Annotated in this window: 19 protein-coding genes and 1 pseudogene; 9 read left to right on the top strand and 11 right to left on the bottom strand. The window is 32.3% G+C overall.

Features of this window, described 5'->3' with window-relative positions; all coding sequences use genetic code 11:
* Positions 1–258: ATP:cob(I)alamin adenosyltransferase (locus OU788_RS06245; protein WP_274634362.1), on the bottom strand; the 258-nt coding region annotated here is incomplete at its 3' end.
* A gap of 16 nt (positions 259–274) precedes the next feature.
* Complete coding sequence (locus OU788_RS06240) at positions 275–679, bottom strand: acyl-CoA thioesterase (protein ID WP_274634361.1); 405 nt, start codon at positions 677–679, stop codon at positions 275–277.
* A 174-nt stretch (positions 680–853) separates the two neighbouring features.
* On the opposite strand from OU788_RS06240, the gene dnaA reads away from it, so the two are divergent.
* Genes dnaA through OU788_RS06225 form a run of 3 tightly spaced genes read left to right on the top strand, consistent with a single transcriptional unit; the run spans position 854 to position 3,480 of the window.
* The gene (gene dnaA, locus OU788_RS06235) at positions 854–2,278 is read left to right on the top strand and encodes a chromosomal replication initiator protein DnaA (protein WP_274634360.1); all 1,425 of its coding nucleotides are present in this window, start codon (positions 854–856) and stop codon (positions 2,276–2,278) included.
* Positions 2,279–2,318: 40 nt separating this feature from the next.
* On the top strand, positions 2,319–2,786 hold the full coding sequence (locus OU788_RS06230; RefSeq protein WP_274634359.1) for a low molecular weight protein-tyrosine-phosphatase: 468 nt from the start codon (positions 2,319–2,321) through the stop codon (positions 2,784–2,786).
* Positions 2,776–3,480 carry an SAM-dependent methyltransferase gene (locus OU788_RS06225; RefSeq protein ID WP_274634358.1) on the top strand — a complete coding sequence of 235 codons (705 nt, stop codon included), beginning with the start codon at positions 2,776–2,778 and terminating at the stop codon, positions 3,478–3,480. The genes OU788_RS06230 and OU788_RS06225 overlap by 11 nt, the downstream gene beginning before the upstream one ends.
* A gap of 33 nt (positions 3,481–3,513) precedes the next feature.
* On the opposite strand, the gene OU788_RS06220 is transcribed toward OU788_RS06225, so the two are convergent.
* Positions 3,514–5,487, bottom strand: a complete 1,974-nt coding sequence (locus tag OU788_RS06220) for an alpha-ketoacid dehydrogenase subunit alpha/beta (RefSeq protein WP_446751478.1) — start codon at positions 5,485–5,487, stop codon at positions 3,514–3,516.
* Between the two features lie 144 nt (positions 5,488–5,631).
* Between OU788_RS06220 and OU788_RS06215 the strand changes: the two genes are divergently transcribed.
* Positions 5,632–6,369: a DUF6263 family protein gene (locus OU788_RS06215; protein ID WP_274634356.1), complete on the top strand. Its 738-nt coding sequence runs from the start codon at positions 5,632–5,634 to the stop codon at positions 6,367–6,369.
* A 46-nt stretch (positions 6,370–6,415) separates the two neighbouring features.
* Here the strand turns inward: OU788_RS06215 and OU788_RS06210 are convergent, their stop codons facing one another.
* The gene (locus OU788_RS06210) at positions 6,416–7,093 is read right to left on the bottom strand and encodes a GNAT family N-acetyltransferase (RefSeq protein ID WP_274634355.1); all 678 of its coding nucleotides are present in this window, start codon (positions 7,091–7,093) and stop codon (positions 6,416–6,418) included.
* Positions 7,083–7,997: a TIGR01777 family oxidoreductase gene (locus OU788_RS06205; protein WP_274634354.1), complete on the bottom strand. Its 915-nt coding sequence runs from the start codon at positions 7,995–7,997 to the stop codon at positions 7,083–7,085. The genes OU788_RS06210 and OU788_RS06205 overlap by 11 nt, the downstream gene beginning before the upstream one ends.
* A 205-nt stretch (positions 7,998–8,202) precedes the next feature.
* Between OU788_RS06205 and OU788_RS06200 the strand changes: the two genes are divergently transcribed.
* Positions 8,203–9,498, top strand: coding sequence for a tetratricopeptide repeat protein (locus OU788_RS06200; RefSeq protein WP_274634353.1), 1,296 nt, complete (start codon positions 8,203–8,205; stop codon positions 9,496–9,498).
* A 15-nt stretch (positions 9,499–9,513) separates the two neighbouring features.
* Entirely contained in the window at positions 9,514–11,742 is a 2,229-nt protein-coding gene (locus OU788_RS06195; protein ID WP_274634352.1) for a TonB-dependent receptor, read from the top strand.
* Between the two features lie 161 nt (positions 11,743–11,903).
* On the opposite strand, the pseudogene OU788_RS06190 reads toward OU788_RS06195, so the two are convergent.
* The 5 genes and pseudogenes from OU788_RS06190 to OU788_RS06170 all read right to left on the bottom strand — a co-directional run.
* Positions 11,904–12,047: pseudogene (locus OU788_RS06190) on the bottom strand (anti-sigma factor); the annotation flags it as partial.
* On the bottom strand, positions 12,034–12,393 hold the full coding sequence (locus OU788_RS06185; protein WP_342454919.1) for an RNA polymerase sigma factor: 360 nt from the start codon (positions 12,391–12,393) through the stop codon (positions 12,034–12,036). The gene OU788_RS06185 and the pseudogene OU788_RS06190, both read right to left, overlap by 14 nt.
* 34 nt (positions 12,394–12,427) lie before the next feature.
* On the bottom strand, positions 12,428–12,940 hold the full coding sequence (locus OU788_RS06180; RefSeq protein ID WP_274634351.1) for a YdeI/OmpD-associated family protein: 513 nt from the start codon (positions 12,938–12,940) through the stop codon (positions 12,428–12,430).
* A gap of 132 nt (positions 12,941–13,072) precedes the next feature.
* Positions 13,073–14,962 (bottom strand): molecular chaperone HtpG, encoded by a 1,890-nt coding sequence (gene htpG / locus OU788_RS06175; RefSeq protein ID WP_274634350.1) that lies wholly within the window; start codon positions 14,960–14,962, stop codon positions 13,073–13,075.
* Positions 14,963–15,028: 66 nt separating this feature from the next.
* Positions 15,029–15,448 carry a hypothetical protein gene (locus OU788_RS06170; RefSeq protein WP_274634349.1) on the bottom strand — a complete coding sequence of 140 codons (420 nt, stop codon included), beginning with the start codon at positions 15,446–15,448 and terminating at the stop codon, positions 15,029–15,031.
* A 70-nt stretch (positions 15,449–15,518) separates the two neighbouring features.
* Between OU788_RS06170 and OU788_RS06165 the strand changes: the two genes are divergently transcribed.
* Positions 15,519–17,321 (top strand): sodium:solute symporter family protein, encoded by a 1,803-nt coding sequence (locus OU788_RS06165; RefSeq protein WP_274634348.1) that lies wholly within the window; start codon positions 15,519–15,521, stop codon positions 17,319–17,321.
* A gap of 65 nt (positions 17,322–17,386) precedes the next feature.
* Here OU788_RS06165 and OU788_RS06160 read toward each other — a convergent pair whose 3' ends face one another.
* Positions 17,387–18,007, bottom strand: a complete 621-nt coding sequence (locus tag OU788_RS06160) for a Gfo/Idh/MocA family protein (protein ID WP_274634363.1) — start codon at positions 18,005–18,007, stop codon at positions 17,387–17,389.
* 140 nt (positions 18,008–18,147) lie between these two features.
* Here OU788_RS06160 and OU788_RS06155 point away from each other — a divergent pair, with 140 nt between their 5' ends.
* On the top strand, positions 18,148–18,324 hold the full coding sequence (locus tag OU788_RS06155) for a hypothetical protein (protein ID WP_274634347.1): 177 nt from the start codon (positions 18,148–18,150) through the stop codon (positions 18,322–18,324).
* Between the two features lie 95 nt (positions 18,325–18,419).
* On the top strand, positions 18,420–19,430 hold the full coding sequence (locus tag OU788_RS06150; protein ID WP_274634346.1) for a 3-oxoacyl-ACP synthase III family protein: 1,011 nt from the start codon (positions 18,420–18,422) through the stop codon (positions 19,428–19,430).
* The last annotated feature ends 73 nt before the right edge of the window (positions 19,431–19,503 follow it).

Here is a 19,503-nt window from a genome sequence, read left to right as displayed (position 1 = left end):
ACGCTCCTTACCACTTTTTAAAACTTCTTTTTCTGGTGGAGTGGCTAACATGGCTCCAAGAGTGAACAAATCGCTTTGAATCTTTGCTAGGGCTTTTTTTAAAGAGTCGTCTATTTCTTGGTCTCTGATTAAACCAATGTAAGAGTTTAATTCATCAACAGTTCCGTAGCTTTCTATTCGTAAATGGTATTTTGGTACTCGAGTGCCGCCAAATAGAGCAGTAGTTCCTTTATCGCCAGTTTTCGTATATATTTTCATTAATTTTTTTGTTTAGTTATTTTGAAGCAGCTAATTTATCTAAAATATAATCAGGACAACGCATAGGTTTTTTGGTTTCAATGTTAATAAAAGCCAAAACGGTGTTGCCTGTACAAATTAGTTCGTTGTTTTGATTGGTGATTTCATAATCAAATTCAATTTTAACTGAAGGTATTTTTTTTAGAATAGTGCTAACCGTTAATTCATCGTCGTATAAAGCTGATTTTTTAAAATTAGAAGATAAAGAAATTACCGGTAGCATGGTACCTGTTTTTTCCATATCTTTGTATGTAACGCCCAAAGAACGTAGCCATTCGGTGCGACCAATCTCAAAAAATTGCGCGTAGTTTCCGTGGTAAACTACTCCCATTTGATCAGTTTCAGCATACCGAACACGTATAGATGTAAGATGTTTTTGCAAAAGAATTTTTTATTTAATGTGCTTTAACATTACGCAAAAAAAAAATAAAAGTCAATGGCGATTTGATTTTTTTATACTAAAATTTATTCACACTTTTGTTCGCCCAGACGTTGGTGTTTGGTGTCCCCTAAATCTGAATAAAAATTAACAACTAAAATTGATTTTTTACCGAATATGACTAAAACAGCCGATTCAGTTTGGATGGAATGCTTGTCTTTTATCAAAGACAACATTAAACCTCAAGCATACAAAACTTGGTTCGAGCCAATTAAGCCTATTAAATTAGCGGGGGAAGCTTTAACTGTACAAGTACCTAGTAAGTTTTTTTACGAATGGTTAGAAGAGCATTATATTAAATTGCTAAGAGTTGCTTTAGTTCGTCAGTTAGGAAGTGATGCAAAATTAATCTATGATGTACGTATGGAAAATACGTATAGTAGTAATAGTCCGCAAACGGTAAAAATACCAAGTTCCAACCGTAATCCTTTAAAACCTCAAAAGGTAACAGTTCCGTTAGAGTCGAAACGCGAATTGAAGAATCCTTTTATTATTCCAGGTTTACAAAAGGTAAAGATTGAATCTCAGTTAAATCCGAACTACAATTTTGTGAATTTTGTAGAAGGAGATTCAAACCGATTAGCACGTTCTGCAGGTATGGCAGTTGCGAATAAACCAGGAGGTACCTCATTTAATCCATTATTAATTTATGGTGGGGTTGGTTTAGGAAAAACGCATTTAGCACATGCTATTGGTGTTGAAATAAAAGATAAATATCCAGATAAGACCGTTTTATATATTTCTTCGGAAAAATTTACACAACAATTTATCGATTCGGTAAAGTCAAATACAAGAAATGATTTTATTCATTTTTATCAAATGATTGATGTGTTGATTATTGATGATGTTCAGTTTTTATCAGGAAAAGCGGGTACACAAGATGTGTTCTTCCATATATTTAACCATTTACATCAAAACGGAAAACAGGTAATTTTAACTTCAGATAAAGCGCCTGTTGATATGCAAGATATTGAGCAACGATTATTGTCTCGTTTTAAATGGGGATTGTCAGCTGAATTGCAAGTGCCAGATTATGAAACAAGAATTTCTATCTTACAAAACAAATTGTATAGAGATGGTGTTGAAATGCCAGAAGAAATTGTAGAGTATATTGCTAAAAATATCAAATCGAATGTTCGTGAGTTAGAAGGAGTAATTATTTCGATGATTGCACAAGCTTCTTTCAACAGAAAAGAGTTTACAATTGAGTTGGCAAAACAAATTGTAGATAAGTTTGTAAAGAATACGAAAAAAGAGTTGTCGGTTGATTATATTCAAAAAGTGGTATCGAAGTATTTTGATATGGATGTGGCAACTTTACAATCAAAAACACGTAAACGTCATATTGTACAAGCACGTCAATTGGCTATGTATTTTGCTAAACGTATGACAAAATCGTCATTAGCAAGTATTGGAAGTCAAATTGGTAAAAGAGACCACGCTACTGTATTGCATGCTTGTAAAACTGTAGATAATTTAACGGAGACTGATAAGCAGTTTAAAAAGTACGTTGAAGATTTAACGAAGAAATTAACGCTTTAAAAAATAGCCTCACTAAGTGAGGTTTTTTTATTTTATAGAGATGAAAAAAATATTAATGGTTTGTTTGGGAAATATTTGTCGATCACCATTGGCAGAAGGAATTTTACAAGCAAAATTATCTTCAGAGTTATATGAAGTTGATTCTGCAGGAACTGCTGGTTATCATGTAGGCGAATTACCAGATAAACGTTCTGTTCAAGTAGCAAAAAAATATGGGATTGATATTACAAATCAACGTTCAAGAAAGTTTGAAAAAGCTGATTTTGATAAGTTTGACATGATTTTTGCTATGGATAAAAGTAATTACGAAGATATTGTAGCGATGTCTGAAAACAGTATGCAACGAGAAAAAGTAAAAATGATTTTGAACGAATTGTATCCTAATGAAGATATGAGTGTTCCTGATCCGTATTATGGAGGAGATCAAGGTTTTGAAAACGTGTATAAAATGTTAGATGAAGTGTGTACAATTATCGCTTCAAAATTAGAGATAAATAATGAAAGGTAAATTATACTTGATTCCCACAACTTTAGGAGATACTGAACCTTTAGAGGTGATGCCTTTGTCGGTTAAAAAAGTGGTAGAGCAATTAGATTATTTTATTGTAGAAAATGAGAAGTCGGCTAGAAGGTTTATTAAAAGAATTACACCTACTAAATCTCAACCTTCCTTACAGTTGATGTTGTTAGATAAATATTCAGATGATTTAGAAACTAAGAATTATCTAGATATTTGCGAAACAGGAGTGTCTGTAGGTTTACTTTCAGAAGCAGGAGTGCCTGCGGTGGCTGATCCAGGAGCGAGCATAGTAAAATTAGCGCATCAAAAAGGAATTCAAGTAGTGCCATTGGTTGGTCCATCATCAATTTTGTTGGCTATTATGGCATCGGGAATGAATGGGCAGAGTTTTGCTTTTAACGGATATTTACCGATTGATAAAGCGGAAAGAAAAAAAGCAATCAAAGACTTAGAGAAGCTATCAAAAGATAAAAATCAATCGCAACTATTTATAGAAACACCTTATAGAAATGAGAAAATGTTAGACGATTTACGAGCTACTTTATCTCCTGAAACAAGGGTTTGTGTTGCATGTGATATTACACTTCCAACAGAGTATATTAAAACACTAACAATAAAAGAGTGGAAAAGCGTTAAACCAGATTTACACAAGCGTCCCGCTATTTTCATCATTCATAAATAACAAAAAAAGCTCACTGAAAAGTGAGCTTTTGTATTAATAAGCGATTAGCTGTAGCAATTCTTCTTTAAAACGCTCTTTGGGTAAGTATTCCTTTTCTAAATTTCCAGCGAACGGAATAGGAGTTTCAATACTTGCCACTCTTTTTACAGGAGCGTCTAAATACTCAAAACAGTTTTCCATAATAAGAGAAGAAATATCACTAGAAACACTTCCAAATAAAGAATCTTCTTGTAAAATAATTACTTTTCCTGTTTTTTTAACCGAGTTGTAAATAGTTTCGGTATCTAAAGGTTGTAAGCTTCGTAAATCAATTACATCAGCTGATACGGCTACCTGTTCTAAGGTTTCTAAAGTCCAATGTACCGCAGCACCAAAACTAATAATTGTAACCTCATTTCCTTCCTTTAAAACAACCGCTTTACCTAAAGGTAGCGTGTAATATTCTATAGGAACATCTTGATACGTACTTCTGTACAATCCTTTATGTTCAAAGAATAAGACAGGATTCGGATCGTTAATAGCAGCGGTTAATAATCCTTTTGCATCGTACGGAAAAGCAGGATATACTACTTTTAATCCTGGAGTTTTGGTAAACCAAGCCTCATTGGTTTGAGAATGAAAAGGACCTGCACCCACACCAGCGCCACAAGGCATTCGTATTACAACATCGGCTTTTTGATTCCAACGATAATGCGACTTGGCTAATAGATTGACAATAGGATTAAAGCCTGTAGAAACAAAATCGGCAAATTGCATTTCCATTACAGCTTTCATTCCGTTGACCACCAATCCGTAAGCTAAAGAAACAATTGCGGATTCACAGATTGGTGTATTGCGAACTCTTTCCTTCCCAAAAGCTTCTACAAATCCTTCAGTGATTTTAAATACACCACCATATTCAGCAACATCTTGCCCCATAATAACTAAATCGTCGTAACGTTCCATAGATTGCTTTAAACCTTCTGAAATGGCGTCTATTAAACGAATGTTTTTTGTTACCGAATTAGGAGTTACAATATCTGGAGAAGATGTTTTATATACATCATTTAATTCATTTTCAATTGAGGAAGTAATAACTGGTTCATCAAAAGTCGTATTCAAATGTTCTTGGATGATGTCCTTAAACTCGTTTTTAAATTTCTCGTCCTCTTCTGGTGTGAGTATTTTCTCTTCAATAAGGAAATTTCTATAATTTTCAATAGGGTCTTTTAAAGCCCATTCTTCCATCAATTCTTCAGGTACATATTTAGTTCCACTAGCTTCTTCGTGTCCACGCATTCTAAAGGTTTTAAACTCCAGTAAAATAGGTCTCGGATTTTCACGAATGCTTTCTGCTAATTCAGAAACTTTGGTGTACACTTCTAAAATATTATTTCCATCAATAATATGAGCTTCCATTCCGTAGCCGATTCCTCTATCTGTAATATGTTCACAGTTATACTGTTCTGAAGTAGGAGTGGAAAGTCCATATCCGTTATTTTCTACACAAAATAAAACGGGTAAATTCCATACCGAAGCTACATTTAATGCTTCGTGGAAATCACCTTCGCTGGTACCACCATCGCCTGTAAAAACAGCGCAGGCTTTTTTATCTCCTCTAAGTTTATTGGCAAGAGCGATTCCGTCAGCGATTCCTAATTGAGGACCTAAATGAGAAATCATTCCTACAAGCTTATATTCTTGAGTTCCGAAGTGAAAGCTACGATCTCTTCCTTTGGTAAAGCCATTCTCTTTTCCTTGCCATTGAGAAAACAATCGATATAAAGGAATTCCTCGAGTAGTAAAAACACCTAAATTTCGGTGCATTGGCAAAATATATTCATCGTTTGTTAGTGCAGCAGTAACTCCGACAGATACTGCTTCTTGACCAATACCACTAAACCATTTTGATATTTTTCCTTGACGTAATAGAATAAGCATTTTTTCTTCTATGAGCCTTGGTAAAAGTAGTTGTTTGTATAGTTTAATTAGCGTTTCATTGGTAAGGTTTCCTTTTTTATAAAACATTGAAACTTCGTTGTTTGTGTTAAGAATTGTTTTCATGGTTAAGTTATAGTTCTTCAAATGTGGCTAAAAAAAAAATAGAATCAAAATGAGAATTGAGAATTTTTAATTACATACATTCGTGTAAAAATTAAAATCTGATAAAAAATGACTAAAAAAATTATAGCCTTGTTATTATTCGTTTCAACAATAACATTAGCTCAAGAAAAGGTATTACTTCGTTTAAACTATGAAAAAGGAGATTCATACACAATGACTATGAAAATGGCTCAAGAAATGGGTATGGGAGAGATGACTAATGATATGGATATTCAAATGGAATATGATATTACTAATGTTTCAAAAGACACCTATGAAAGTACTGCAAAGTATACTAAAATGGTAATGGATATGAAGCAAGGTGCTTTACAGATGTCATACGATTCAACTAAAAAAGAGGAAGAATTAGACGAAGCAGGAAAAGTGATGAGAACTCAAATGAAGCCTATGATGGATGCTGTTATTACTATGAAAGGAGATAAAAGAGGTACTATTTTAGAATCAAAGGCAGAACCGAACTTTCAAGGTGCAGAAAAAATTACAGAACAGTCTAATAGTGTTGTGTATCCTGAAAATGCTGTGGCAGTAGGAGATACTTGGACAATGACTAAAAATCAAGAAGGAATGAATATGGATTTTACTTATAAAGTTAAATCGATATCTTCTAAAAATGTTTTAATTGATGTTAGTGGAAAAGTTACTGGAATAGCAGATGGAGATATAACAGGGGCTATAGATATTGATAAAAAATCGGGATTATTGACAGAGTCTAAAATCAATATGACAATGAAAATTCAAGGTCAAGATTTCACAACGAACATGACAATGAATCAGTTTAAAAATTAAACTAAAAAATAGTACGACAAAAAAGCTCAGAAGAAATTCTGGGCTTTTACTTTTTATGATAGTACCACCAATTCATATCACGAGTAAGTTGATAGCCTAACTTTTCATAAAGTCCAATGGCAGGATTTCCTTTGGTAGTATGTAACATAGGATGTTTTCCATCTTTGATAATTTCTTGAGTAACAAAATGAGTAAGCTGTTTTGCTAATCCTCTTCTAGTGTAGTTAGGGTGAGTAACTACAGCACTTACTTCTACAAAATCATCTGTTTGCATACGTTGCCCAGTAATAGCTACAAGTTGATTGTCTTTAAAAACACCAAAGTATTTTCCCATATCAAAAGTTCGTTTTTTGTAATATCCAGGCATTACTAACCAAATCAAATTATAAATTTCATCGATATGATTTTCGGTTAGTTGAACAATTTCTTCTGAAATTTCTAGCTCAACCAAATTATCAAGAACCATTTGACAACCTTCAATTTTTTTATCTAATTTAATATAGTTGCTATCGAAGGTTGGAGTCTCATTTTCAGAAACTAAAAAGAATTTATCAGTTAGTTTAGCATATTCATTAAGAGCTGCTGCAGTTTTAGAACTATTTGTAAAAGCTCCAAAAGGACAAATTTTTGGATCGTAAAATTTTACTTCATCATAATCAATTACAAACTTTTGATGTGTTTCACATAGTGAGTGCCAAACAGGATTCTTAAGCTTATTTTTCATTATAAACATTGTTTAAAGCTGATTGTAAATCAGGAAAATTAAACGAATAGGATTTTCTTACTTTTTTAGCAGAAACTCTACTGCCGTTTAACAAAACATAAGCCATTTCACCTAATACAGTTTTTAAAACAAAAGAGGGAACGTTGAAGGGAAATAGAGGTTTTTTTAACGTTGTAGCCAATGTTTTAGTAAAGTTTTCATTGGTTTGATGTTCTGGTGCAACAGCATTAAAAATTCCTGTAAACTTTTTGTCTTCCACAGCTTTTATATACAAAGCACATAAATCATCTATGTGAATCCAAGGCATGTATTGTTTTCCACCACCAAGTGAAGATAAAAATAAAGGAGTATTCATTTTTTGCAAAGCACCATCGCTTTTAGTAAGCACAATACCTGTTCTTAAAATAGTTACAGAAATATCTAAATGTTCAAATTTATGAGCTTCATTTTCCCATTTTACACAAACTTTTGAAATAAAGTCATTTTCAGGATCGTCTTCTTCAGTAAAAATTTCATCTGATGTAATAGCTCCGTAATAACCAATAGCCGATGCTGAAATAAATGTTTTTAGAGGTGTCTTATATTCTTGTACTTTATTAAAAAGTAAACTGGCAGTTTTTACTCTACTGTTAATTAGTTCTTGCTTTCGTTCGTTTGTCCAGCGTTTATCAGCAATTCCAGCTCCAGCTAAATGAATAATGTGGCTCACATTAGTAAAAGCATCTTTATCAATAAAATTTTCTTTAAGACTCCAACGAAACTCATTGTTTTTTTTAGGATTCCTACTAAGAATGTTTACAACATGTCCTTTGTTGGTTAATTTTTTAGTTAACTCTTTACCTATTAAACCGGTTCCGCCTGTAATTAAAATAGTAGCCATAGTACTCAAAAATAAACAATTCATTTTTAATAAAAGAAAAGAGTTTAGTGAAGTTTTTCTTAAAAAGAATAAGGTAGAAATTGATTGTTTTAGGAGGTGTGAAATTTTATTTTTTGAAAAAAATGAAAAAATAAAAAACCGTGATTGTGTTTTTCTCGTAAGTAAGGATGAAAGAGTAATTAACTATTAAAATTCTTAACAATGAAAAAACTAACTTAAACCTTCGACAATGAAAACTTTTAAAATAATTATATATACTATTTTAACTAGTGTTATAGTAAGTTGTTCAACTTCAAAAAAAACACAAATAGCGGATAAAAGGGATTATAATAAGTATATCCAAAACATAGAAACTGCATCAACATCTTTAGCTCAAACTGAACTTAACTTTTGGCAAGAAAAGTTAAAAAATCAACCAACACAGTATCCGTATTTAAGTAAGCTAGCAAAGGCAAACACATTATTGTTCTCAGAAAAAGGAGATATTTCTTATTTGATAGAAGCAGAGCAAAAGTTGCTAGAAATCAATCAAAAAACTAACTATAATAAAGCATCTTATGTAAGATCTTTAGCAAGGAATTTTATTTCTCAGCATCGATTTAAAGAATCGTTAGAGCTATTAAAAAAAGCAGAAATAAACGGAGAAAACCTTAATGCTACTCAGAAAATGTTGTTTGATGTTTATTTAGAGTTGGGAGATATTCAAAATGCTTCAGAATACTTAGCAAAAATTGAAGATTATTCTGATTTTGATTATTTAATAAGAGTTTCAAAAAGGTATGATCATAAAGGATATTTGTCTTCTGCAATTCGTTTTATGGAAAAAGCAATGAAGAAAGCAGAAGAAGCAAATGACAAAGATTTAAAGGTTTGGAGCTATACTAATTTAGCTGATTTTTATGGGCATAATGGGCAAATACAAGATTCTTATAATTTATACTTGAAAGCTTTAGAATTAGATAATAATAATACTTATGCAAAAAAAGGTATTGCTTGGATAGTATATTCTCATGATAAAAATCCAGATGAAGCACTCCGAATTTTAGATATCATAAGTAACGAACATTCTTCTCCAGATTACTATTTGTTAAAGGCAGTAATAGCCGAGTTTAAGAATAATTTAACAATAAAAGAAAGTAATATAGAGGTATATTTATCGGCTGTAAAAAATAGTTCATATGGTGTAATGTATAATCAGCATTTAGCTAAATTATATTTAGAAGAATTTAATGACACATCTAGTGCGTTATCATACATCGAAAAAAAAATTGAGAGTAGGTCTACGCCACAATCTTACGATTTACTAGCCTGGTATTATTACAAAAATAAAGACTTTAAAAAAGCTTTAGAAGTAATTAATACATATGTAGTAGATAAAACTTTCGAGCCCGAAATACAGTATCATATAGCTGAAATTTACAAAGCAAATGGAATTAATGATAAAGCTATGGCTTTAAAAGAAGAGTTATTAGATAGCTCTTTTGAATTAGGTCCGTTGATGACAGAAAAAATTTTGAATATATAACCAAACTTCAGTATTTTGAAAACAAAGATTTTATTTTTAGCATTATTGCTAGGTAGTTACCATGTATTTTCACAACAATTTAAAGGAAAGGTATTAAATACCAACAAAAAGCCTTTAGAGGATGTTTATGTGTACAATACAACTAGTAATACCCATACACATACTAACTTAAAAGGAGAGTTTACCTTAGATAATTCAAAAGAAGGTGATAATGTAGAGTTTGGAATTTTAGGATACAAAAAAATTAATATTGAATTAAAGAATGAGGATTTAAAAGGTTCGAAAACAATAGTTTTAGAAATGAAAGATTTCTTGTTAGATGAAATGGTTTTGTCTAATAAGAGAGATCCGTTACAAACTATTGTTAAGGTAGATTTAGATAAAAAACCAGTAAACTCATCTCAACAAATTTTACAACGAGTACCTGGACTCTTTATAGGGCAACATGCAGGAGGAGGAAAAGCCGAACAAATTTTTTTAAGAGGTTTTGATATTGATCATGGAACTGATATTGCATTATCGGTAGATGGAACTCCTGTTAATATGGTTTCTCATGCACACGGACAAGGGTATAGCGATTTACACTTTATAATACCTGAAACTATTGAGAAAATTAACTTCGGAAAAGGACCTTATTATGCTAATAAAGGAGATTTTAATACAGCAGGATATGTTGAGTTTAAAACAAAAACATTTTTAGAAAATAGTCAGGTTGAAGTAGGGTTAGGACAGTTCAACACTTTTAGAACTTTAGGAATGTTTAATTTGTTAGATAAAAACAGCACAGATAATGCGTACGTAGCAATTGAATATTTAGAAACTGATGGTTTTGTAAAATCTCCACAGAACTTTAGCAGAATCAACCTGTTTACAAAGTATAGAACTTTTTTAAAAGATAATAGCAGTTTAGCAATATCAGCATCGCATTTTACCAGTAAATGGGATGCATCGGGTCAAATACCACAACGAGAGGTAGACAACGGTAATATTACTCGTTTTGGCGCTATTGATGATACTGAAGGAGGAACAACATCAAGAACAAATATCAATTTAGAGCACACTAAAGTTTTAAAGAATGATGTTAGTGTAACCTCAAATGTTTTCTACTCGAATTATAATTTCAACTTGTTTTCAAACTTTACCTTCTTTTTAGAAGATCCTGTAAATGGAGATCAAATAAAACAGACGGAAAATAGAGATGTTTTTGGTTTCAATACACAGTTTAAAAAGAAAACATATTTATCAAATACTCCTGTAGAACTTACTTTTGGAACAGGTTTAAGAGCTGATATTGTTGATAATTTAGAGCTATCGCATACACTTCAAAGAAAAGAAGTATTAGAGCAGTTACAGTTGGGTAAGGTGAGTCAAACAAATTATTATGCTTTTGTAAATAGTGAGTTTGAGCTAGGAAAATTTATGGTAGCACCAGCAGTACGATTGGATTATCTAAAATTCAATTACAACGATTACTTATTAGATGAATATGAAACATTTTCAAAGTCACAAGTAGTTGTAAACCCTAAAATTAATATAACCTATACTCCAAGTACTAAAATTCAATGGTTTTTAAAATCAGGAATTGGGTTTCATTCAAACGATACAAGGGTAGTGGCTACCCAGCCTAATAAAAAAACATTACCAAGAGCTTACGGTGTTGATTTAGGAACTGTTTGGAAACCTACACAAAAGTTAGTTTTTAATACAGCGTTATGGTATTTATTGTCAGAAGATGAATTAGTTTATGTTGGAGATGCTGGTATAGTAGAACCTTCAGGAGAGGCTCAACGTTATGGTATCGATTTAGGACTTAGGTATCAATTAACAGATTGGTTATATTTTGATAGTGATGCAACTTTTACAAAAGCAGAAAGTGTTGATGATCCTTCAGGAGAAAATAATATTCCTTTAGCACCTAAAGTAACGGTGACAGGAGGAATATCCTTAAATGATTATAAGAATTTTTCAGGAGGAATACATTATAGGTATATAGGTGATAGACCTGCAAATGAAGATAACTCAATAGTTGCTGAGGGGTATTTTATTACTGATGCGAATCTTAGTTATAAAATAAATAATATAACATTAGGAGTTGCACTAGAGAATATTTTTGATGTAGCCTGGAACGAAACACAGTTTGCTACGGAATCAAGATTAGAAAATGAGCCAAATCCAGTAGAAGAAATTCACTTTACACCAGGAACGCCTTTTTCAGCAAAAGCTACAATACGATATACTTTTTAACAATAATGTTGTCCGGGGGGGACTTCTAGTAACGTTGTCATTTTTGAAGGTTAAATAGCAACAAAGATATAGCCGCTTTATGCGGCTATATTGATTTATAAAGTTTAAGGTAAATAATATTATACTGCTCCTAAAGTGTATAATTGTTCTAAGGTTGGAGTTTAACTACCACCAGCAGGTTCTAATGTTATTCCAAACGCTTGAGATTCGTTAGGGTTATTAATAGTGAATATTTTACTATCGTTTGCTGTAAATTTATCTATGGTACCTAAACTAGTAGGAGAAAGCGGATCAAGTTTTAAAGTCGGTTTTTGTATCTAAACTATCGTGATTCTCTAATATATCTACGAAAAATTCGGCATCAAGGTTTTTAGTATTGTTCTTAAAATTTTTAGATCTTATTTTATCTATAGCTGCATTTCGAGCAATATTGATAATCCAAGTAAAAAAACGTCCTTTTTTTTCTGAATAAGACTCGGCATTGTTCCAAGCTTTTATAAAAACGTCTTGGTTTACTTCTTCGGCAAAGGATTGTTCTCTAACAATGTTAAAAACGACACCTTGCACACTTTCGTTGTAAAGATCATACAGCTTTTCAAAAGCTTTAACGTCTTTAGCTTTAAATTTTTTGACGAGGGATTCTTGTTGCATATAGTTAATTGATTGTACAACAATATACTAAAAATCACCTAGACTTTTGATTGATGACACATAAACGTATGATTTCATAAATTCGCTTTGTTCTTGTAGTTTCTCTTTTAGCTTGACTTAACCAATATAAATAGCCTTTACGGTAAGAAGGTGCAAAGTTTTGATAGTTGTCAAATGCTACTGTATTTTTATCAAATTCAACTTGTAAATCTTCTGGAACAATTAAATTTTCTACGGAATCTAAGGCAGACCAAGATCCGTTCTCTTTGGCAATTTTTATAGAAGAAATTCCAGAAGCATGCATTAAATCTTGTGTAATTAATTCTTCAATGTATTTTTTATTTAGAGCACTCCAAACACTTTTAGGTTTTCTAGGAGAAAAGTATTGTCGTCGTTTACCATCACCTAGGCTTTTTACAGTGCTATCAATCCAACCAAAACATAGCGCAACTTTAACCGCTTCTTCCCAACGCATACTAGGTATGTCAAGGTCAACTTTATAAAGAATGAGATGTACACCATCACTTTCATTGTGGTTTTCTAACAACCATTCTCGTCATTCAGCGTCTGTTTTAAAATAAAGATGAGGTTTGTTATTCATGTTTACAATTTACAAAACAAAAAAGAGAATGAAGTTGTATTCATTCTCTTTTGTTGATGCCAATAGCTTGTTTTGTTATTATTTTATTAACTCGTAGCTACGCTTGATAAAGTTGGTTAACTCTTCACCATGTAATAGGTTTTGAGATAATTTAGCTAAATCAAATGCTTGTGTAACTAATTGTTTTTGTTTGTCTTCATCAGCATTTAAAATTTCTGATACTAACTCATGATTAGTATTTACTACCAAGTTATACATTTCAGGTAAATTACCCATTCCCATCATTCCTCCACCTCCAGTAGCACTCATTTCTTTCATACGACGCATAAATTCTGGTACGGTAATTATGAAAGGAGAGGCGTTAGAATCCATTGCTTCTAATTGTACTGTATAACTAGAGTTATTTACAGCTCCTTCAATAACAGGCTTTAATTTCTCTTTTTCTTCGTCAGAAAGTTTAGAAATTACCGTATCGTCTTTCTTAATTAAATTGTCAATATGGTCAGCATCTACACGTTTGAATTGTACTTTAGCATCACCAGATTCCATTTCTAATTTTTGCATTAAATGCGAAACGATAGGAGAGTCTAATAATAATACTTCATACCCTTTTGCTTTTGCATCTTCAATATAACTGTGTTGCGCATCTTTGTTTGCAGCGTATAAAATGATATGATTTCCATCTTTATCGGTTTGAGCATCTTTAGTTTTTTCAACTAATTCGTCAAACGTAAAGAACTTGTTATCAACAGTAGGGTATAAGGCAAACTTCTTCGCTTTATCAAAGAATTTTTCTTCCGATAACATTCCGTATTCAATAATAACCTTGATGTCGTTCCATTTTTGTTCGAAATCTTCACGATTATTTTTGAACAAAGAAGAAAGTTTGTCTGCTACTTTTTTAGTAATGTATCCAGAGATTTTTTTAACGGCTCCGTCAGCTTGCAAATAAGAACGAGAAACGTTTAAAGGAATGTCTGGAGAATCAATTACCCCTTTTAACATTTGTAAGAAATCAGGAACGATTCCTTCTACATTATCCGTTACAAATACTTGGTTTTGGTACAATTGGATTTTATCCTTTTGCATATCCAAGTTCTGTGTTAACTTAGGGAAGTATAAAATTCCTGTTAAGTTAAATGGATAATCTACATTTAAGTGAATGTGGAATAAAGACTCTTCAAATTGCATTGGATACAATTCACGGTAGAAGTTTTTATAATCTTCATCTTCTAAATCCGCAGGTTTTTTTGTCCATGCAGGATCTGTGTTGTTGATAATATTATCAACAGTTATTGTTTCTGGTTTTGCATCTTCAGCAGCACCTTCTGGTAAAGGTAAAGTTTCTTCTTTAGTTCCAAACTTAATTGGTACTTGGTTAAAACGGTTGTATTTAGTTAACAACCCGCTAATTTTACCTTCTTCTAAAAATTCAGTTGAATCTTCAGCAATATGTAATACGATTTCTGTACCTCTGTCAGCTTTGTCGTGTTCTACTAAAGTATATTCAGGAGAACCATCACATGTCCAGTGAGCAGCTGGCTCATCTTTGAACGATTTGGTGAAAATTTCTACTTTATGGGCTACCATAAAAGCTGAATAGAAACCTAATCCGAAGTGGCCAATAACACCTGTTTCGTTTTTGTCGTCTTTGTATTTTTCTAAGAACTCTTCAGCTCCAGAAAAAGCAATTTGGTTGATGTATTTTTCAACCTCTTCCATAGTCATACCAAGACCTTGGTCTTTAATAGTTAAGGTTTTTGCATCTTTATCAATGCTTATTTCAATTTTAGCGTCGCCTAATTCTGTTTTAGCTTCACCAATTGAGATAAGGTGTTTTAATTTAGTAGTAGCGTCAGTTCCGTTCGAAATCAACTCACGTAAAAAGATTTCGTGGTCAGAATACAAGAATTTTTTAATCAGTGGAAATATATTTTCAACCGATACATTAATGTTTCCTTTACTCATAAGTATATATTTTGTTTGATATTATTTTCTGTGGATTGAATAGTCAAAAAAAATACCAATTAAAAATTAGTGACAAGATGACAGATATACTTCGTTTATATAGAAATTTATTTCCTGTTGCTGTTCTCTAATTTTTTCTACCAAAGTAAATTGATTAATAGCTCTATCTAAATTATGTTCAGAATGTTTAGTTTTATAGTAAACATCATTATTTAGGTAATCAGTTAAAAATTCTTCTGGAGTATTGGTTACTTCTTGACAAACAAACGCTACCTTAATTTTGTTTTGAAGTTTAGGTAAGTACAAGGCTTTTATGGTTTCTAAAAAATCTTGCCGAACTACAAAAACTACTTTTTTAAAGCCACATTTCACAGCATCATACATAGAAAAATCTATAATAGTTTCATTTTCATTACTAATAGTGTCCAATTGCTTTAATCCGCCATATCTAGTTCTCATACCAACAGCAAGAATAACTAAAGTCATAATATTTATTTAAAAAGCCCAATATAATTTAATATGATTGATTATTTTGGTCGACATTAAATTTTATTTCATGAATCTAACTACGATTGACTATACTTTTATCTTTATTTTTTTCAGTATCACATTAGGAATAGGAATTTGGGTTTCGAAAAAATCAAAACAAAGTGCTTCTGAGTATTTTTTATCGGGTAGAAATATGCCTTGGTGGTTATTGGGAGTTTCAATGGTAGCTACAACTTTTTCGACTGATACTCCTAATTTAATAACCGATATTGTTAGAACCAATGGTGTTTCTGGAAACTGGGTTTGGTGGGCTTTTTTACTAACAGGAATGTTAACCGTTTTTATTTATGCGAAATTATGGAGAAAGAGTCAATCAACTACTGATTTAGAGTTTTATGAGCTTAGATATGGAGGAAAACCAGCTAAATTTTTAAGAGGATTTAGATCACTTTACTTAGGAATATTTTTTAATGTTTTGGCAATGGCTGGTGTAACCTTAGCTGCTATAAAAATAGGAGAGGTAATGTTAGGTTTAACTCCAATTCAAACAATAGGTATAGCTTCGATAGTTACAGTTATTTTTAGTGCTATTGGTGGATTTAAAGGAGTAGTATATACCGATTTTTTATTGTTTTTTGTAGCTATGATAGGAGCTATTGGAGCTGCATTTGTAGCAGTAAACCATCCTGAAGTAGATGGTTTAGAGAATTTATTAACACATCCTAATGTAGTAGATAAACTATCAATTTTACCAGATTTTAATAATAAGGAACTGCTTATATCAATTTTTATTATTCCCTTAGCAGTACAATGGTGGAGTGCTTGGTACCCTGGAGCAGAACCTGGAGGGGGAGGGTATATAGCCCAAAGAATGTTGGCTTCTAAAGACGAAAACCACGCTATTGGAGCAACTTTTTTCTTTAATATTTTACATTATGCTTTGCGTCCGTGGCCATGGATTATTGTAGCATTAGCTTCATTGGTGGTATTTCCTGATTTAGCGAGTATAAAAGAGGCTTTTCCTAATGTGTCAGATGACAAATTAGGGCATGATTTAGCATATCCAGCTATGTTAACGTTCTTACCTAGTGGATTGGCAGGTGTTGTGCTTACATCGTTAGTAGCTGCTTACATGAGTACAATTTCTACTCATTTAAATTGGGGAGCTTCTTATATAGTAAATGATTTTTATAAGCAAAATATAAATCCAAATGCTAATGAAAAAACATTGGTAAATGTTGGGAAATTAGCAACAGTAGTTTTAATGATTTTTAGTGCAATATTAGCTTTACTATTTACCAATGCATTAGAGATCTTTAAATTTATATTAATGTTTGGTGCAGGTACTGGACTTATATTTTTATTGCGTTGGTTTTGGTGGCGTATTAATGCTTGGAGTGAAATTTCGGCAATGATAGCATCAGGAATTTTTTCTTTAATCTTTTATTTTAATGCTGAATATTTATTTGGAACAGAAGGAGTGTTTGAAAGCTATTGGCAATTTCCATTAGTGGTGTTGTTTACTACTATTGTTTGGCTGTTGGTAACTCTGCTAACGAAACCGGAAGATGATGAAGTGCTGATTAATTTTTATAAGAGAATTCAACCTAAAAAGGCAGGATGGTTGTATGTGTTAGCTAAAGCAAAAGAGCATAATATTTCGTTGGAGGAAGAGAAAGAAACGGTTAATTTAGGTAATGGTTTATTAGCTGCTTTTACGGGTTGTATTTTAGTCTTTAGTAGTTTGTTTGCAACTGGAAATTGGATTTACGGAAATTATACAATTGCTATGGTGTTAACAGGAATTGCATTCGTAACAGTATATATTCTACTGGGGTTGTGGAAGAGGATTAAAGTGAATTTTCTATAAAACAGATAAAAATAAATACTAAAAAAACACTAACTCGTTACAAGTTAGTGTTTTTTGATTATAGATTAAATATCTCTTAACATTTCTGATTTGTTGTTGTTTTTCCAGGTTCCGCCTGTAAAATCTGGAACTTTAATAGAGCTACTGTTCTGTGCTACAGATAACTCAGAAAGAGGCGTAATAGCACTCCATAAAACACTATCATATACATTAATATCTAACGGTAACCCTTGGTTTAAGCATCTAATTAAGCGGTAAATCATCACAAAGTCCATACCTCCGTGACCTACAGAATTGACTGATATTTGTGTTTTTAGTTTATCCCAAAGAGGATGGTTGTGTTTTTCTCTGTATTCATTATATTTTTCAGGTTTCAACCATTCATGTCCCCACCAAGCTAATTCTTCTTCATTATTATAGCGACAATTTTCTTGCATTATACAATGCTTTTGTGTGCGTTCTACGGTTTCTATCAACTTCCAACAATCCTCTAAGGTATAAGCTACAGGAACCTCGCAGGCTACATGCTTGCCTTGTTCCATTCCATATAAAGTCATTGGCGTATGCCATTCCCAAGGAGTAGCAATTATTAATAAATCGATATCATCACGTTCAACAACCTTTTTCCATTCTTCAGGACTTCCATAATAAGCATCAGCAGTTTTATTGTGTGTTTTTTTGAAGATGTTCGTTTAGTTTGTCTGTTTTCTCTTTGCGTAAATCAGAAACAGCTACAATTTCAGCATTTCCATTTTTTACCAACCAATCAAACATTTGTACTAATACTTGCCCTCGGTTTCCACAACCAATAATTCCAACATTAACTTTGTCTATTTTAGGAGCAGCTCAACCAAAAACACTTCCTTTTGCAGTTTTATTTAACAGAGGAATGGTTTTGTCACTAGCTTCTTCTTTACAAGAAAAGGCAGTAGACAAACCAAAAAACATAACAGCTTTGGTTGATAATGAGAGGAAATTTTTCTGTTCACAAATAATTAGTTAATATTTGTAGTTTTATGTCTTTTTGTAAAGGTATTAATTAATTACTATTTTTACAGGCTGCAATTGACAACAACAAAATAATCAACTTTAAAAAATATGTATAATTCAAAAATTACAGGATTAGGTTATTATGTTCCTGAGAACGTAGTGACTAACGATGACTTGACTCAGTTTATGGAGACGAGTGATGAATGGATACAAGAAAGAACTGGTATCAAAGAGCGTCGTTGGATCGACCCAAAAACTTCTGATGACTCTACATCGGTAATGGGGGCAAAAGCCGCTAAAATAGCCATAGAGCGTGCTGGATTGACTAAAGATGATATTGATTTTATCATTTTTGCTACGTTGAGTCCTGAATTATATTTTCCAGGAGGCGGTGTGCAAATTCAAGATTTGTTAGATATGCCAACTGTTGGAGCATTAGATGTTCGTAATCAATGTTCTGGATTTATTTACTCGCTTTCTGTCGCTGATCAGTTTATTAAAACAGGAATGTATAAAAATGTTTTAGTAATTGGTTCTGAAAATCACTCAGGTGGTTTAGAACGTTCTACGCGCGGTCGTGGGGTTACTGTAATTTTTGGAGATGGAGCAGGAGCAGCTGTTTTATCACGTTCAGAAGAGGAAGGAAAAGGAATTTTATCTTCTCACTTACATTCTGAAGGAAAATATGCGAAAGAATTAATGTTAGAAGGTCCTTCTACAGGACGTTGGGTTCCTGAAATTATGGAAGCAAATGATCCGGATGATACTTCGTATTATCCATATATGAACGGTCAATTTGTATTTAAACATGCGGTTGTTCGTTTTTCAGAAGCAATCGTTGAAGGTTTACAAGCAAACGGATTGCAAAAAGAGGATATTGATATGTTAATTCCGCATCAAGCGAACTTACGTATTGCGCAGTTTATTCAAAAGAAGTTTCAGTTGTCTGACGACAAGGTGTATAACAATATTATGAAGTATGGTAATACGACTGCTGCGTCAGTTATTATTGCATTGACAGAAGCTTGGGAAGAAGGAAAAATCAACGATGGTGATTTGGTAGTATTAGCTGCTTTTGGTAGCGGATTTACTTGGGGATCGGTAGTGATTCGCTGGTAATTTTAGTCTAGATATAAAATAGAAAAACCGAAGTATTAACTTCGGTTTTTCTTTTCAAATAATTCTACAATTG

The organism is Tenacibaculum sp. L6, from assembly GCF_028823685.1.
Classification (GTDB): domain Bacteria; phylum Bacteroidota; class Bacteroidia; order Flavobacteriales; family Flavobacteriaceae; genus Polaribacter.
This window is presented reverse-complemented; position numbering and strand designations above follow the sequence as displayed.